General features: G+C 44.7%; 14 protein-coding genes. 13 read left to right on the top strand and 1 reads right to left on the bottom strand.

Features of this window, described 5'->3' with window-relative positions; all coding sequences use genetic code 11:
- Nucleotides 1-40 precede the first annotated feature (40 nt).
- From LGT40_RS10495 to folC, 13 genes are all read left to right on the top strand, one after another.
- Nucleotides 41-2,197, top strand: coding sequence for an ABC transporter substrate-binding protein (locus LGT40_RS10495; protein ID WP_226070658.1), 2,157 nt, complete (start codon nucleotides 41-43; stop codon nucleotides 2,195-2,197).
- Between the two features lie 88 nt (nucleotides 2,198-2,285).
- The gene (gene pomA, locus LGT40_RS10490; protein ID WP_226070656.1) at nucleotides 2,286-3,059 is read left to right on the top strand and encodes a flagellar motor protein PomA; all 774 of its coding nucleotides are present in this window, start codon (nucleotides 2,286-2,288) and stop codon (nucleotides 3,057-3,059) included.
- A gap of 23 nt (nucleotides 3,060-3,082) precedes the next feature.
- Nucleotides 3,083-3,979, top strand: coding sequence for a MotB family protein (locus tag LGT40_RS10485; protein ID WP_226070655.1), 897 nt, complete (start codon nucleotides 3,083-3,085; stop codon nucleotides 3,977-3,979).
- Nucleotides 3,980-4,184: 205 nt separating this feature from the next.
- Nucleotides 4,185-4,823 carry a 3-isopropylmalate dehydratase small subunit gene (gene leuD / locus LGT40_RS10480; protein WP_226070654.1) on the top strand — a complete coding sequence of 213 codons (639 nt, stop codon included), beginning with the start codon at nucleotides 4,185-4,187 and terminating at the stop codon, nucleotides 4,821-4,823.
- A gap of 32 nt (nucleotides 4,824-4,855) precedes the next feature.
- Nucleotides 4,856-5,926 (top strand): 3-isopropylmalate dehydrogenase, encoded by a 1,071-nt coding sequence (leuB, locus tag LGT40_RS10475; RefSeq protein WP_226070653.1) that lies wholly within the window; start codon nucleotides 4,856-4,858, stop codon nucleotides 5,924-5,926.
- A gap of 20 nt (nucleotides 5,927-5,946) precedes the next feature.
- Nucleotides 5,947-6,969 (top strand): aspartate-semialdehyde dehydrogenase, encoded by a 1,023-nt coding sequence (locus tag LGT40_RS10470; protein WP_226070652.1) that lies wholly within the window; start codon nucleotides 5,947-5,949, stop codon nucleotides 6,967-6,969.
- 33 nt (nucleotides 6,970-7,002) lie between these two features.
- Nucleotides 7,003-9,858, top strand: coding sequence for a FimV/HubP family polar landmark protein (locus LGT40_RS10465; protein WP_226070651.1), 2,856 nt, complete (start codon nucleotides 7,003-7,005; stop codon nucleotides 9,856-9,858).
- A gap of 11 nt (nucleotides 9,859-9,869) precedes the next feature.
- A complete protein-coding gene (gene truA, locus LGT40_RS10460; RefSeq protein ID WP_226070650.1) occupies nucleotides 9,870-10,649 on the top strand; it encodes a tRNA pseudouridine(38-40) synthase TruA in 780 nt (259 codons plus the stop codon).
- Between the two features lie 38 nt (nucleotides 10,650-10,687).
- Complete coding sequence (locus LGT40_RS10455) at nucleotides 10,688-11,302, top strand: phosphoribosylanthranilate isomerase (protein WP_226070648.1); 615 nt, start codon at nucleotides 10,688-10,690, stop codon at nucleotides 11,300-11,302.
- A complete protein-coding gene (gene trpB / locus LGT40_RS10450; RefSeq protein ID WP_226070646.1) occupies nucleotides 11,295-12,515 on the top strand; it encodes a tryptophan synthase subunit beta in 1,221 nt (406 codons plus the stop codon). Before LGT40_RS10455 ends, trpB begins: the two co-directional genes overlap by 8 nt.
- A gap of 10 nt (nucleotides 12,516-12,525) precedes the next feature.
- Complete coding sequence (gene trpA, locus LGT40_RS10445; protein WP_226070644.1) at nucleotides 12,526-13,353, top strand: tryptophan synthase subunit alpha; 828 nt, start codon at nucleotides 12,526-12,528, stop codon at nucleotides 13,351-13,353.
- Between the two features lie 19 nt (nucleotides 13,354-13,372).
- Complete coding sequence (accD, locus tag LGT40_RS10440) at nucleotides 13,373-14,230, top strand: acetyl-CoA carboxylase, carboxyltransferase subunit beta (RefSeq protein WP_226070642.1); 858 nt, start codon at nucleotides 13,373-13,375, stop codon at nucleotides 14,228-14,230.
- Nucleotides 14,231-14,240: 10 nt separating this feature from the next.
- Complete coding sequence (folC, locus tag LGT40_RS10435) at nucleotides 14,241-15,545, top strand: bifunctional tetrahydrofolate synthase/dihydrofolate synthase (RefSeq protein ID WP_226070641.1); 1,305 nt, start codon at nucleotides 14,241-14,243, stop codon at nucleotides 15,543-15,545.
- Here the strand turns inward: folC and LGT40_RS10430 are convergent.
- Nucleotides 15,537-17,342: an AMP-dependent synthetase/ligase gene (locus LGT40_RS10430; RefSeq protein WP_226070640.1), complete on the bottom strand. Its 1,806-nt coding sequence runs from the start codon at nucleotides 17,340-17,342 to the stop codon at nucleotides 15,537-15,539. The genes folC and LGT40_RS10430 overlap by 9 nt on opposite strands.

Here is a 17,342-nt window from a genome sequence, read left to right as displayed (position 1 = left end):
GTTATACTCACCGTTTGAACGGTCTCGGCTATGGAATGTTATGTCCCGATTAAGTGTGTCACTGCATGGCCTGCTACTTTTATTGCTGGCAGGATGTGATCTATCTGCGATTAACTCACCTTACCCTGAAGCACAAAGTGACATATCGGTAAGTTACAGTTCATTTATGTTACGACCCAAACATCTGGATCCTGCCCGATCCTACTCAGCAAATGAAAGTCTGATCACGGCACAAATTTATGAGCCGCCACTTCAATATCATTATCTAAAACGACCCTATACCTTAGAACCTTTAACTGCTGCGATGATGCCTCAAGTTGAGTTATTGGATAAACAGGGTAAGCCGCTGCCCGCAGCACTACAAACTTCAGAAAATGTCGCCTTTTCACGCTATACGATAACCATTCGTCCCGGGATTGCCTATCAACCGCATCCGGCATTTGCACAAGACAAAAATGGACGTTGGCTTTATCACGAACTGAATGAACAGACTTCAAGCCACATCAAGACAATTATGGATTTTCCACAACAGTCGACAAGAGAATTGAAAGCGGCTGATTATGTATATCAAATAAAACGACTGGCACATCCAGAAGTCCATTCCCCAATTCTCGGATTAATGAGCGAACACATTGTGGGGTTGGGTGACTTTGCCGTTATGCTCGGAAAGATGCAGCTACAAGAACAAGCTATTGATCTCCGGAATTTGCAGATTAGCGGAGTCAAACTGCTCGACGATTATCGATATCAGATAACAGTCTATGGCCAGTATCCTCAGCTGAAATATTGGCTGGCCATGCCTTTTTTTGCTCCCATCCCATGGGAAGCTGATGCGTTTTATCAGCAGAGCGTTTTAATTGATAAAAATATCACTTTGGATTGGTATCCTGTGGGCACAGGTGCTTATTACATGACTGAGAATGATCCCAACCGGCGAATGGTGATGCTCAAGAATCCCAACTATCACGGTGAGGTTTATCCCGTGGAAGGTCTCCCGGGTGATGCAGCAGCAGGATTGCTGGATGATGCCGGCAAACCCATGCCATTTATCGATAAAATTGTTTATACCCTGGAAAAAGAGAGCACATCCTATTGGGGAAAATTTATTCAAGGCTATTACGATATTAGTGGATTAACTTCAGATAGTTTTGAGCAAGCAATTCAGGTCTCTTCAGCAGGTTCCTTCGGTTTGAGCGATGACATGATGAAAAAAGGCATAGATTTACAAACGGCGGTTGGCACTACAACACATTATATTGGCTTTAACATGCTTGACTCGGTCGTTGGCGGATACAGCGAAAGAGCACGAAAATTACGACAAGCCATTGCGATTGCAATCGATCAAGAAGAATTTGTTTCTATCTTTTTTAACGGTCGAGGCATACCCGCACAAGGCCCGATACCTCCCGGCATTTTTGGATATCGCGAAGGCAAAGAAGGATTGGATCCTTATGTATATGAGTGGCGTGACAACGCGGTGCGAACCAGATCAATTGAATATGCAAGAAATCTGCTGGTTGAGGCTGGATACCCTAAAGGGAGAGACGCTGAAACCGGACAACCATTAACATTATATTTTGATATTTCAGCCGTCGGACCTGATGCCAAGTCCCAATTAGACTGGATGCGCAAACAGTTCCAGAAACTTAATATTCAGCTGGTGATTCGTTCAACTGACTACAATCGCTTTCAAGATAAGATGCGTCGTGGGCAAACGCAGATATTTAAAGTCGGCTGGAGTGCCGATTACCCGGATCCTGAGAATTTCCTGTTTTTGTTATACGGGCCGAATGCTAAAGCGATTCACAATGGTGAAAATAGTGCGAATTATCAAAACCCGGAATTCGATTCATTATTTGAGCAAATGCGGGTGATGCCAGATAATGCTGAACGCCAAAAAATTATTGACAAAATGGTTGATATTGTCAGGTATGATGCGCCCTGGGTGTGGGGATTTCATCCCAAGGAGTTAACCTTGTTCCATGCCTGGAATAAAAATATCAAACCTAATTTGATGGCGAACAATACATTAAAGTATCACCGGATCGATCCGCTACTACGTGAGCAGCTACGAGCAAAATGGAATCAGCCTACGATCTGGCCATTAGTATTACTGTTAATTTTAATTGCCCTGGCAATGACGCCAGCGATAATTATTTATCGTCGAAAAAGACATCAACATGCTGTGAATACTTGAAACAGTTGATTTTGAATATCATCCGGTACAATTATGTGCCAGAATTATTAAGTAACTTCAGGCATTATTCAATCAGGGAGAAAAGCACGTGGATTTGGCTACCTTACTGGGTTTTTTGATTTCCTGGGGTTTAATCATCGCCACCATTGCCCTCGGTGCTGCGGCAAGTACTTTTCTCAATACACCTTCTTTCATGATTGTTATCGGCGGGACCTTTGCCGTCGTCATGATGCGCTTTACCATGAAACAGTTTATCGGCTCAATGAAAACGGCCACCAAAGCTTTCCTGCATAAATCCGAAAATCCCACAGAAATTATCAGTAGAGTTGTTCAGCTGGCCAGTATCGCCCGCAAAGAAGGCTTGTTAGCCCTGGAAAGACAAGAAGTTAAAAATCCGGCGCTCGCATTAGGTATCCGTATGCTCGTTGATGGTCATGAGCCTGCCGTAGTTAGAAAAGCCCTGAACACGGAAATGAATGAAACCGTTAACCGGCATACGATTGGCCAGCAAATTTTTCAGCAAATTGGTGACGCTGGTCCTGCGATGGGAATGATCGGTACCTTGGTAGGTTTGGTTCAGATGCTATCAAATATGTCAGATCCTAAATCTATCGGCCCAGCCATGGCTGTTGCCTTGTTAACGACGCTTTACGGAGCAATGTTGGCCAATATGTTTGCCTTACCTATTGCCGATAAACTGGCATTGCGCAGTAATGAAGAGCTGATGAATAAAAGCATTATTATTGAGAGTGTCATGGGTATTCAGGAAGGACAAAATCCAAAAGTATTGGAAGAGTTATTGAAAAATTATCTGCCTTCTTCCCAGCGGGATGTTGAAGCTGTTGCACCGGCTGAAGCTTAGTCTGCTGAAAGAAGGCATAAATCATGAGTGAATCCGAAACGCAAGGTTTCAAAAAACAGCAGAAAAAAGGATTACCTGCCTATATGGCGACATTCGCTGATTTAATGTCGTTATTGATGTGCTTCTTTGTTTTACTACTTTCCTTTGCTGAAATTGATGCGATCAAATATAAAATGGTTGTCATGTCCCTGGAAAAGGCATTTGGGGTGCAAAGGGAAGTGGTTGATGAAGCGATCCCAAAAGGAACCAGTATCATTGCCCAGGAATTCAGTCCTGGCGAACCCAAGCCTACTCCATTGAATATTGTCAGACAGGAAACCACAGACGATACCAGAGATGTTCTAAAAGTTACGATGGACGCAGAAGCTGTTGCTGAAGCCCAGGCAAAGCAGGTAGCAGAAGAAGTGGAAGAGTTCAAAGAAGCACTAGAGTCAGAAATCGAGAGAGGTCTGATCGTGGTGGAAAATCAATTGAACCGTATTGTTATCCGCATCCGTGAGCGTGGTTCATTCCCTTCTGGAGATGCGACGTTAAACCAGGACTTTGTCCCGATCCTGAAAAAAATTAATGAAGTGTTAACTCAAACTGATGGCTTAATTGCGGTAGCCGGGCATACCGATAATGTGCCAATTAATACCTCACGCTATCGTTCCAATTGGGAGTTATCTACTTCTCGGGCAACCTCCGTTGTACATGAACTGCTTGATTACAATACGATTCCACCAGAGCGGTTTGTGCTTGAAGGTTATGCAGATACCCGCCCGTTAGCGCCTAATGACTCCGTCGAAAACAGAGCAGTCAACCGTCGTGTCGAAATCGTTGTCTTAAAAGGCTCAATAGATAGTGACTTAACCAAGTCGATTGACGAGTTGATTCAACAGCACGACGCTATTGATAGCGAAATACAACAAGTCCGTTAGGCTTCAAGATATGGTTACCAACAAAATATGCCATGGCAAACAATGGTATTATTTTGCAGGTTTTTGATATGTCTTATGCCTTTGGTTGTATCTTTAGAAGCATAAGACTCAAAAGATTTACTCGTCTTGAGTTGAAAAGCAGCTGATACAGCAAATAGCGCATTTAGTCGCTTAAAGACGCTGCGATAAGAATTAAGAGGTTAATATGCAAAAAATTTCCGTGGAAACCGGCATAGTCATTCCACTGGATCGACCTAATGTTGATACAGACGCCATTATTCCAAAACAGTTTTTGAAATCGATAAAGCGTAGCGGTTTTGGCCCGAACCTGTTTGATGAATGGCGCTATCTTGATCATGGTGAGCCTGGGCAGGATAGTAGCAATCGACCATTGAATCCTGATTTTGAGTTAAATCAACCGCGTTATCAGGGGGGCACTATCTTGCTGGCCCGGGAAAATTTTGGTTGCGGATCCAGTCGAGAGCATGCGGTGTGGGCACTGGAGGACTTTGGTATTCGAGTCATTATTGCGCCAAGTTTTGCTGATATCTTTTTTAGTAACAGCAGTAAGAATGGCATCTTGACCATCAAACTCGATGAAAAACAGGTTGATACGTTATTTGAACAAGTAGAGGCCACGCCGGGCTACCAGCTTACAGTTGATTTACCCGAGCAAACTATTCTGTTACCGAATGGTGAAAAATTTCCTTTTGAAATTGACAGCTTTAAGAAGCATTGTTTGCTTGAGGGCTTAGATGATATCGGTCTGACCTTGCAACATACGGATGATATTAAAGCCTATGAGGCCCGACGTCGCGAAGAGGCGCCGTGGCTGTTTTCCTGATTTTTTATCTAAATTTATAAGTAAGAATATTCATGACAAAAAAAATTGCAGTATTGGCCGGTGATGGTATCGGACCTGAAATTGTGGCTGAAGCCGTTAAAGTGTTAAAAGCCTTTAAACAGGATGGTTTGGATATTGAGCTGGAACATGGGTTGATTGGTGGTGCCGCCTATGATGAGACTGGCAGCCCGCTACCCGAAGCAACCTTAGAGATGGCAAAGCAGGCTGATGCCATATTATTAGGTGCTGTAGGGGGCTATAAGTGGGAGTCACTGGATATCAGTGTGCGTCCAGAAAAAGGTTTATTGGGTATTCGTTCACAATTAAATCTATTTGCCAATTTACGTCCGGCCTTGTTATATCCACAATTAGCCGATGCTTCTACCTTGAAACCGGAAGTGGTTGCTGGTTTGGATTTAATGATCGTGCGTGAATTAACCGGTGGCATTTATTTCGGTCAGCCTCGGGGAATACGTACCTTGGAAAATGGCGAGAAAGAGGGCTACAACACCTTGGTCTATCGCGAAAGTGAAATCAATCGCATTGGCCGTGTGGCGTTTGATATTGCTCGTAAGCGACAAAGCCGTGTGTGTTCTGTGGATAAAGCCAATGTGCTTGAATGCACAGAGTTATGGCGTGAAACGATGACGACATTATCCAAAGAGTATGCTGATGTTGAATTGAGTCACATGTATGTTGATAACGCTGCAATGCAGTTAGTACGCGCACCAAAACAGTTTGATGTCATGGTGACGACCAATATGTTTGGCGATATATTATCGGATTGCGCTTCAATGCTGACGGGGTCGATTGGAATGTTGCCATCGGCCTCATTGGACGAAAATGGTAAGGGAATGTATGAACCGATTCATGGTTCAGCTCCTGATATTGCTGGACAAAACATTGCGAATCCACTGGCAACGATATTGTCAGCTGCTATGATGTTACGTTACACGCTTGACCAGCCGGATTTCGCTGATCGTATAGAAAGTGCGGTGAGCAAGGTGTTGGATCAAGGTTTACGAACAGCAGATATTTTCTCTGCGGGCATGACTCGCGTGAGCACTGCTGAAATGGGCGATGCCGTCGTGGCAGCGCTGTAACAAAAGAATTTAGGTGAATTGTGACTAAACAAATTGATGTTGCTGTTGTAGGGGCTACTGGCGCGGTAGGTGAAGCGATGCTGGATATCCTGCATCAACGTAAATTTCCTGTCGGTAAAGTTTATGCATTAGCCAGCGAACGTTCTGCTGGTTCAACCGTACAATTTGGTAATAAATCGTTAGTGGTGGAAGACCTGGCTACTTTTGATTTTTCCAAAGTACAAATTGGTCTGTTTTCACCGGGCGCCAGTGTGTCAGAAATCTATGCACCAAAAGCAGCGGCTGCTGGTTGTATCGTTATCGATAATACTTCTCAGTTCCGTTATGACGATGATGTGCCGCTTATCGTACCGGAAGTGAATCCAGATGCTGTTGCGGGATACAAAAAACGTGGCATTATCGCTAACCCGAATTGCTCAACCATTCAAATGCTGGTGGCCTTAAAACCTATCTATGATGCGGTTGGAATTAAACGTATCAATGTTTGCACCTATCAGGCGGTCTCTGGAAGCGGTAAACCAGCGATGGATGAGTTGGCCAAGCAAACAGCTGCTTTGTTGAATGGACGGCCGGTTGAAGCAGAAGTTTATCCAAAACAAATAGCTTTTAATGTGATCCCGCAAATTGATGTTTTCATGGATAACGGCTACACCAAAGAAGAAATGAAAATGGTGTGGGAAACCCGCAAAATCATGGGCGACAATGATATTCAGGTAAATCCTACAGCGGTGAGAGTGCCGGTGTTTTTTGGTCACTCAGAAGCGATCCATATTGAAACGCGTGACAAAATTACGGCAGAAAAAGCCAAAGCCTTACTCGCGGCATTTGATGGCATTGTGGTGCTGGATGAGCACAAAGATGGCGGTTATCCAACCGCGGTCACAGATTCATCTGGTCAGGATCCTGTATATGTAGGCCGTATCCGTGAAGATATTTCTCATCCCAACGGATTGAATTTATGGGTTGTCTCAGACAATGTCCGTAAAGGGGCAGCACTGAACAGCGTGCAAATCGCCGAGCTTTTGGTCGAGAAATACCTCTAGGCATAGCTGAGAGTGTCAAGGAAGGGGAGTTAAATGAAACAAAAAACGTTGACCCGTTTGTCGGTAGCTACGGCACTAGGTTTCTTAACTCCCTTACCGGGTTATGCTTTTGGGCTTGGACAGATAACACTTTATTCAGCGCTGAACGAGCCTTTTAAAGCCGAAATATCGGTGAATGCCCTACGAGATGATGAGCGAGGTAATCTCGAAGTCAAACTGGCTTCAATTGAGGATTTTGAACGCGCGGGCTTGGAGCGTAGTTTCTTGCTCACCCAACTGACATTTGAAGTTGTTGAAGAAGCTAATTCAACGCGAATCATGGTCAGTTCTGACGTGCCAATTAAAGAGCCATTTCTTGGGTTTTTGTTAGCGGCAACCACGGGACAGGGGAAATTATTACGTGAATATACGGTGCTTTTGGATCCACCAAAAGAGCTGTATGGTAACCGTGTAGCGTCGCGTCCATCTACAAATGATTCCACAATGCCGGCGCCATCACAGTCCCGTTCTCAGACAACTTCAACGGCATCATCAAGACAAAACCTGACAGAATATAAAGTTCACTCACGAGATACATTATGGAGTATTGCTGAGAGAACTCGTCCGAATAGCAATATTTCAATGCAACAAATGATGATTGGGTTGCTCAACGCCAATCCGCAGGCTTTTCAGCAAAATAATGTAAATAGCCTGTATGCAGACAGTACGCTTCGTATTCCAACAACCGATGAAATAACCCGTTTATCTGCTAGCGAAGCAAAATCTGAAGTAGATCGACAAAACGCGGCATGGAAGAATCGAAACGCTCCTCAGATAACACCCGTTGTACAAACGACTACTGACGATACAGACGCAACAAATAATTCTACCGTTACTGACAGTGGAACCGAGGCTCCCGGTGTGAGTGATGGTGAAGTACCATCAACAGAAAATGATATTGCAGCTTCTGATGAAGAAAGTGCTCGGTTAAAGTTAATTGCTGCAACTGAGAACAGTTTGCTTGAAGCGGATCCTGATGTTACAGGCGATCCTGATTTACAACGTATCAGCGAACAGTTAACCCTGGCACAGGAAACGATTGAAGCTCAATCGCAGGAAAATATTGATTTTAAAAATCGAATGGATGCAATGGAGCGTCAGCTGGATACGATGCGGCGGCTTATTTCCTTGAAAGATGCCGATATGGCACGCCTTCAAAGTTTGTTGGAGCAAGACGAAACCCAGATTGATCTGGCGACACTGGTTGATGAAGCAAATGCGATATTAGAGGGAAGTGAAGCAGATAGCAAAGCCGTCGATGCGACTTTGGAGACTGAAGCTGCTGAAGTTGCTGATACAACGGATGAGTCTGAAGCTTGGGAACCCGTTCCAATTGACAGTACGGATTCAGCAGAAGCTGATGAAGAGAATGATGAGACAATCATTTCAGACGAATTTTCAGCTCAGCAGGCTGATAATGAAACACTTTCTGAAACCACTTTAGCGGAACAAACCGAGCTGTCAGATACAGAAAATCCTGATAATGCTGAATTGGAGTCTGTTACAGCAGAGGTTAATGCCGCTATTGATGACGCTGCCCAAGTGCTTGATATTGATCAACAGCAAATGGATTCACTCTATCAGCGCGTACAGGCCTTTGTAATAGCACATAAAATTGAATCATTACTTGCTGTACTGTTATTGCTGCTCATTCTGTGGATGATCATTCGTCGTAATCAGCGTGAAGTAAGCTGGGATGATGCTGTCAGTAAAATCAACCATAAGAAATCGGCCAAAACTACGCCGGAAGTCGGCAGTGTCAACGTCATTACACCGGTGGTAGAGGACAGCAATGCTCCAGCAGAAAGCAATACCAAACCTACTAAAACAAAATCAGTGGATGAGTTAGTTGAACAAGCTGACATGTTTGTTGGTTATGCGGATTATGTGCAGGCAGGAAGTGCACTTGAACAGGCTCACCAACAAGCTCCTGAAGATAAAGATATCGCGGCTAAGTTAATGTTTGTCTATTACAAACAACAGAAATCTGCTGATTTCATCGCCGTACTCAATACTTCAGGTATTGATGAAACAGATCCACAATGGCCTGAAATCAGAGCTTGGGGCAGTCAGTTGCTGCCACATAATCCGTTGTTTGCTGAACAAATAGAATCAGTCGAAGAAACTGATTTGACGGAAACTGAGGAAGTCGATTTCAATGAAGAAGATGAGTCGGCCTTAGAAAATAATGATGAATCATCAGCGCAAGCAGAACAACCTGATCATATTGAATTCAATCTCGATGATTATCAAGTGGATTCAACCAAGACCCGACAGGCTGAAGAAGTTTATCAACGTGATGACGAAGATTTATTGCAGTTTGATACCAATTATCAATCTGAAGAAAAAGATATTGAAAGTATTGAAACCCAGTTGGAAACAGAGAATTTTGCTGAGGATGACGACTTAAGAATCGACCTGGAAGAAGATAATGTTCTGCAACCGGATTCCTCTGCACCGGAAGTTCTGGATTTGGATATTGATGAATCGGAAGATGACAGTGTTAGTTTTACCTCCACTAGCGATGATAAATCTCCCACAATCGATTCTTTGTCGGCTGATGAATTAGACATAAGTGGATTTGATGTTGAATCTGATAGTCTAGAAAAAACCGATGATGTTTTTGAAGATTATCTGAACCTCGATAGCAGTATGGATGATGATGAGCTGGATTTTGATCTCAGCGACTTTGATTCTATTGATGAGGCCGAGACAAAACTGGATCTGGCTGCAGCGTATTCAGATATGGGTGATCCGGAAGGTGCCAGAGGTATTCTGGAAGAAGTACTTGAGCAAGGTACTGATGATCAGAAGAGGCGAGCACAAGAATTACTCGACTCTCTGTCGTAACGAGTTATCTTGTGAGATTAGCATTAGGTGTCGAATATGACGGCAGTCAATTTCACGGATGGCAATTTCAACCGGGACAGCGCACCGTTCAAGGCGAATTGCAAAAAGCCGTTTCACTGATTGCCAATTCCCCAACAGAAGTGTTTGCTGCAGGTCGCACGGATACCGGTGTTCATGCATTAAATCAGGTAGTACATTTTGATACTGATGCCATACGCGAGCAGCGCAACTGGTTATTGGGATTGAACTCCAACCTTCCACATGATGTATGTGTGAAATGGGTCAGATCTGTTCCAGAAGAGTTCAATGCGCGCTTTAGTGCGGTCAAGCGCCGTTATCGTTACCTAATTCTCAATCGAGACAGTCGTTCCAGTGTCCATCATCAACGCATGTGGTGGGTCTACAAATCACTCGATGAAAACAAGATGCAACTTGCCGCTAACTTGTTGCTTGGCCAGCATGATTTTTCAGCCTTTAGAGCGCAGGAATGTCAGGCGAAAAGTCCGATAAAAACGCTTGATAAATTAATTGTTACACGCCGGGATGATTGCATAGCAGTTGATGTTGAAGCCAGATCATTTTTACATCACATGGTACGAAACTTATTAGGCGTTCTGGTGCCGGTAGGCGAGGGCAAACAACCCGTTGATTGGGCGAAACAAGTTTTGCTTAGTCAGGATCGCAACTTGGCGGGCGTAACGGCACCACCACAGGGTCTTTATCTCACGGACGTTATTTATCCCGATGAATTTTTCCTGCCAGCAGTGTCAGGTTTTCCAGTGCTCTGGTAAAGTATCAGGCTAACTTTTAGAAAGCTGATAATCTCAAAATGAGAACCCGCGTTAAAATATGTGGCATTACGCGTCGCCAAGATGCTGAATTTGCTGTAAAAAGTGGGGCTGATGCGATAGGTTTGGTTTTTTATGAACCAAGTCCCCGAGCAGTAACCGTGTCTCAAGCAATGGCAATTACTGCGCAGCTGCCCCCGTTTGTCTCGACTGTAGGCTTATTTGTGAATGCGTCTGTAGAGACGGTACGACATATTCTCGAACAGGTTCCATTAAGTTTATTGCAATTTCATGGCGATGAATCAGCAGATTTTTGTACTCAATTCAACGTACCGTTTATAAAAGCGATACGCATGCAGTCAGCAGCCGATTTAATACAGGCTGCAGAAGATTTTTCTGAAGCATCAGCTTTATTGCTGGATAGCTACCAACAAGGCGTGCCGGGGGGAACCGGTCAGACTTTTGATTGGTCAATGATTACTGCGGTTAACAAGCCGTTAATACTCGCGGGTGGTCTGACAACTGAAAATGTTGCCGAAGCTATTCGCCAGGTATCGCCTTATGCAGTTGATGTGAGTGGCGGTGTAGAAGAGTCGAAAGGACTTAAAAGTAATAATAAAATAAGCGCATTCATGCGAGAGGTGGCAAATGCCTGAGATACAGATTGATGATTACTTTAAACATTACCCCGATGAGTTAGGTCATTTTGGTCCTTATGGTGGGCGTTTTGTTGGTGAAACCCTCATGGGTGCTATTTATGAGCTGGAAGAAGCTTATAAACAGTATAAAAATGACCCGGTCTTTCAAGCCGAGATGGATAAAGATCTTGCTGATTTTGTTGGTCGTCCTTCTCCTATTTATCATGCTGATAACTGGACCCGCAAGCTCGGTGGTGCGCAGATTTATTTAAAACGTGAAGATCTCAATCATACTGGCGCTCACAAAGTAAATAACACTATTGGTCAGGCGCTGCTGGCCAAACGTATGGGCAAAACCCGTATCATTGCTGAAACGGGAGCCGGCCAACATGGCGTCGCGACGGCAACAGTAGCCGCTCGTTTGGGAATGGAATGCGTCGTCTATATGGGAGCCGAAGATGTTGCCCGTCAGGCGCAGAATGTTTACCGGATGAAGCTGTTAGGTGCTGAAGTGGTGCCTGTACAATCCGGTTCTAAAACACTGAAAGATGCATTGAATGAAGCCCTACGTGATTGGGTCACCAATGTAGATGATACTTTTTATATTATCGGTACGGTAGCTGGTCCTCATCCCTATCCGGCGATGGTACGTGACTTTCAATCCGTTATTGGTCGTGAAGCCCGCCAGCAAATGCTGAACACCACCGGGAAACTCCCTGATGCGCTGGTGGCCTGCATAGGTGGTGGTTCTAATGCCATTGGACTGTTCTATCCGTTTATTGAAGATAAATCCGTTGCGATGATTGGTGTTGAAGGGGCGGGCCATGGCCTGCAAACCGGTCAGCATTCAGCTCCATTATCAGCAGGCACCCCTGGCGTATTACACGGCAATCGTACTTATCTGATTCAGGATACTGCTGGGCAAATTACCGAAACACATTCTATTTCGGCTGGTTTGGATTACCCTGGTGTGGGACCTGAACATGCCTGGTTAAAAGATATTGGACGTGCACAATATGTGACGGTGACAGATACTGAAGCTTTAGAGGCCTTTCATGAGCTGACGCGTACTGAAGGTATTATTCCGGCGTTAGAAACCAGCCATGCTTTGGCCTATGCTTCAAAATTAGCGCCAACAATGTCAGCCGATCAAAGTATCCTTATAAATGTATCAGGACGTGGCGATAAAGATATGCACACCGTCGCCGCCATGGCGGGTCTGAATTTTTGAGGAATATACAATGAGTCGTATTAAAGAATGTTTTAAAAATCTTCAGGCAGATGGGCAAACCGCACTTATTCCGTATGTAACGGCAGGTGATCCGGAACCATGGGTAACAGTGCCGCTGCTACATGCCTTGGTTGAGGCCGGTGCTGATATTATCGAGCTTGGTGTGCCATTCTCTGATCCAATGTCAGATGGACCTGTCATTCAAAAGGCCTGCGAACGTGCATTAAAAAATGATGTCACCTTGAACTCCATTCTGGACATGGTGAAACAGTTCAGAGAAAAAAATACTGAGACACCCATTGTGCTTATGGGATATGCCAATCCCTTGGAAGCCATGGGCTACGAAAACTTTGCCAGGAAAGCTAAAGCGGTTGGCGTCGATGGTGTGTTAACGGTTGATATGCCACCAGAAGAATCTGAAGAATTCCTGCAGTTGATGAATTCACATGACATCGATACGATTTTCCTCGTTGCTCCTACCACCTCAGCAGAGCGAATGCAGAAAATTGCCCAACATGCCAAAGGCTTTATTTATTACGTATCGATAAAAGGTGTGACCGGGGCCGCTGCGCTGGAAATTAATGAAGTGACTGCCAAACTGGAAGAGATTCGCAAATATACTTCTTTACCGCTTGGTGTCGGCTTTGGTATCAGAGATGGCAAGTCAGCTGCTGCTGTTGCTCAGGTTGCTGATGCCGTGGTCGTGGGCAGTACATTGGTTCGTTGCATTGAAGAACATGCCAATCGTCCACAGGATTTACCTGCCGCAGTGGCAAGTTTATTAGCTGAAATGCGTCACGCAATTAATGCGCGTGACTTAGCCAGCGTCTCGGCATAAATAGAGTGAAGGTGACACAATGAGTTGGTTTGAAAGATTATTACCGTCGAAAATCCGCACCAGTGGCCGTAGCCGCTCGGTACCAGAAGGTGTCTGGTGTAAATGCCCTGCATGTGACAACGTTCTCTACCGAGCAGAGTTGGAACGTAATCAAATGGTGTGTCCAAAATGCGATCATCATCAGCGTATTAATGCCCGCGTTCGATTGGGAAACTTCCTGGATGAAAACAATCGGCAGGAAATCGGAACTGAAGTAAAACCTGTCGATACACTTAAATTCAAAGATAGCAAACGTTATAAAGATCGTATTACCCAAGCACAAAAAACCACGGGTGAAAATGATGCTTTATTAGCGATGCAGGGCACATTGAAAGGTCTGCCCGTTGTCGTCGTTGCATTCGATTTTGGGTTTATGGGCGGTTCCATGGGCTCAGTAGTCGGTGAAAAATTTGTTCGTGCAGCGAAAGTGGCATTAGCCAAAAAATTACCATTAATCTGTTTTGCTGCCAGTGGCGGTGCGCGGATGCAGGAGGGGTTATTTTCCCTAATGCAAATGGCTAAAACCAGCGCTGTTCTGTCGCAACTGGAAGAAGCTGGCATTCCTTTTATATCTGTGATGACTGATCCGACTATGGGTGGCGTCTCTGCAAGTTTAGCTATGCTTGGTGATGTAAATGTGGCAGAGCCAAAAGCATTAATCGGTTTTGCAGGACCACGTGTTATTGAACAGACTGTTCGTGAAAAGTTACCTGAGGGCTTTCAGCGCAGTGAGTTCTTGTTGGAACATGGTGCTATTGACATGATTATTGACCGTCGCGAAATGCGTGATCGTCTCAATAATTTGTTGACCATGATGCAAAATCGTATCGCTGTTTAACATCCAGTTTATGCGATTTAATAGCTTGCCGCAGTGGCTGGCATGGCAGGAAAAGCTTCATTTCACTGAGATAGATCCCGGCTTGGATCGGATTCGAGCAGTTTGGCAGCAAATGTATGCTGACAAAAAATTGCCTTTTCGCGTGGTGACAGTCGCCGGAACCAATGGTAAAGGATCGTCTGTTGCCTTATTAGCTTCTATTCTATCGGCTGCCGGTTATCGTACGGCCTGTTATACGTCGCCGCATTTATTACGCTATAACGAACGTATTGTGGTCGATGGACAACCGGCAACAGATCTACAGATTTGTGAAGCCTTTGACCGTATTGATACAGCTCGTGGTGATGTCTCACTGAGTTATTTTGAATTCGCTACTTTGGCTGCGGCGGATATCTTCTGTCGTCAGGATATCGATATCGCCATACTTGAAGTCGGTATGGGAGGACGCCTGGATGCGGTAAATCTGTTTGATGCGGATATTGCATTAATCACCCCGATTGGCTTGGATCATACGGTCTGGTTAGGCGATACCCGTGAGCTTATCGGTATTGAAAAAGCGGGCATAATGCGAGCGCAACATCCGGTCGTCTGCAGCGAAAGCTCTCCACCGTCTACCGTGATTGAAATTGCCCATCAACTCGCTGCGCCAGCGTATATTGCAGCTAAAGATTTCACTTATCAAAGTCAGAGTGATGTCTGGCATTGGCAAAATAAACAGTACCAATTTGATGCTCTACCTCACCCCGCACTGTTGGGGTGTTACCAGTTTCAAAATAGTGCTGCCGTATTACAGGTCATTAGCTTGTTGAAAGACAGTGGCATGACAAAAATTACAGAAACGGCCATCCGCAATGGTTTGCAACAAGTCAGACTGGCAGGGCGTTTTCAAAAGATTGACGGACCAGTTACACACATTTTTGATGTTACGCATAATCAGCAAGGTGCTGAAAATCTGGCAAAACTGTTACGAGAAATCTCCTGTGAAGGTAAAACCCATGCTGTTATTGCCATGTTACGAGACAAAGACAGTCGGGCCGTTTTTGATGCCTTGCTTCCTGTTATCGATAACTGGTTTATCGGAGGGCTGACAGGAGATCGGGGGCAGTCTGCTGAGGATCTAGCTGCAGGTTTACAAGGAAAAATTGCTAATGACAGGGTTCATCTTCAAGACACAGTAGAACAGGCCTATAACACCGCTGCAGAATACGCAGTCACAGGTGACCGTATTCTGATTTTTGGATCATTTCATACCGTTGAAGCCATTATGCGGCATATTCCAGAATTTATTAATGAGCCTTTATCCGTATCAGCCTGATGCGTCGCTATAAAGTGCCTGGATTTGCCTATCAAATTTTTCCAGTACCAAAGCTCGCTTAACCTTTAATGTGGGAGTGAGCAAACCGTTTTCGAGCGTCCATGGTTGCAATGTCAGATACACCCGCCGAATTCGGGCATAGGCCGGAAATTCAAATAACCATTGTCTTAATAACTTAATAAAATAGTGCTGAAGTACTTTGCTATCTAAGCTATCCATTAACAAAGGATCCAAACCAAGTTGTTGCGCAATCTGCGGCCATTTTTCGCCATTTATAACTAATAATGCCGCAAGATAGGGCCGCCCCTCACCTAACACCAAAGCCTGCTCAATCAGACCATTGCTGATAATTGCTGCTTCTATGTCACCCGGCGGGACTTTCTCACCGTTATTAAGCACCAGAATATCTTTAATGCGGCCCACAATATAAATATGCCCGCTTTCACTGATTCGAGCTTTATCTCCGGTATGCAACCAACCATCTGCATCAATGACCTGGGACGTGGCTTTATGATTATTCCAATAGCCCAGCATATTGCCTGGGCCTTTAACTTCGAGTTCGTCTTGTTGACCGATACGAACTTCCACGCCTTTGATTGGACGACCCACACTTGCTGGATCATTGCTTGATGGGTCGTTCACACTGATAACCGGACTGGTTTCAGTAAGCCCGTAGCCTTGGAGTAGGGTTAGGTTCAAGCCGATAAACATCTTAGCAGCGTAGGAAGGCAGGGCGGCACCTCCAGTAACGGCTAAGCGCAGGTTCCCGCCAAGCCGTTGATGAAACCTGCGCACCACCAGTTTATTTAATAATGGCCACAACAAGATGGAAGGAAACCAGTATTTTCGACCTTGCTGGTACTGAAAACGCTTCCAGCCGACATTTACTGCAGCTTTAAAAATTAAACGTCTGATCCAGCTGCTTTCTGAGAGTTGTTTGTGGACTCGATCATAAATCCGTTCAAAAATCCTGGGCACGGCAATCATGATGGTGGGTTTTACTTGCCGCATATCATCGGCCAGCAGAGGGATGCTGCGAGAAAACACTACTTTCGAGCCGGCCATCATTGGCAGATAGTATCCACCAGTACGTTCCAGAGTATGTGACAAAGGCAGAAAGGATAAGAAAATGTCGTTCGGTAAAATTTCAAAAAATTGTAGTGAACCATAGGCGACAGAAAGCATATTTTGATGACTGAGCATCACACCTTTGGATCGTCCAGTAGTGCCTGAGGTATAAATAATGGAGGCTAACTGATCCGGTGCAGCAGGAGAGAGAGCAATATCATTATCAGTTTGTGTAAGCCAGTCAGCTAAGGTGGTCAAAGGCAACTCGTTCTCGGCAGACTCGTCATGGAGGATAATAATACGATTAAGACTATGCTCCTCTGGCAATACGGCTTTAATCGCTTGCCACTGTTTGAGGTTATTTAATAACAACAAACGGACATCAGCATCCTGCAGAATATAAGCAACATTATCGGGACGATCATCAGGATAAAGAGGGACTACCACTAACCCCAGACTCAAGGCAGCCAAGTCAAAAAATATCCACTCTTTGCTATTTCGTAAATTCAGTGCAACCCGATCCCCTTTACGCAGATTTTCCTGTTGCAAAGCCTGTTGCCATAAATAAACCTGATCTGCCACATTCTGCCAACTCAGTGTTTGCCACTGTTTGCTCTCATTATCAAAATAGCCATAAGCCTCGTTGTCAGGGCTGCGCTTCACCCGTTCACAAAATAATCCATAGAGCGTCTGCGCTTTGTCAGGTGAAATATAATCCTGTGAGGTCAT

The sequence above is a fragment of the Methylophaga pinxianii genome (genome assembly GCF_020447225.1).
Classification (GTDB): Bacteria; Pseudomonadota; Gammaproteobacteria; order Nitrosococcales; family Methylophagaceae; genus Methylophaga; species Methylophaga pinxianii.
This window is presented reverse-complemented; position numbering and strand designations above follow the sequence as displayed.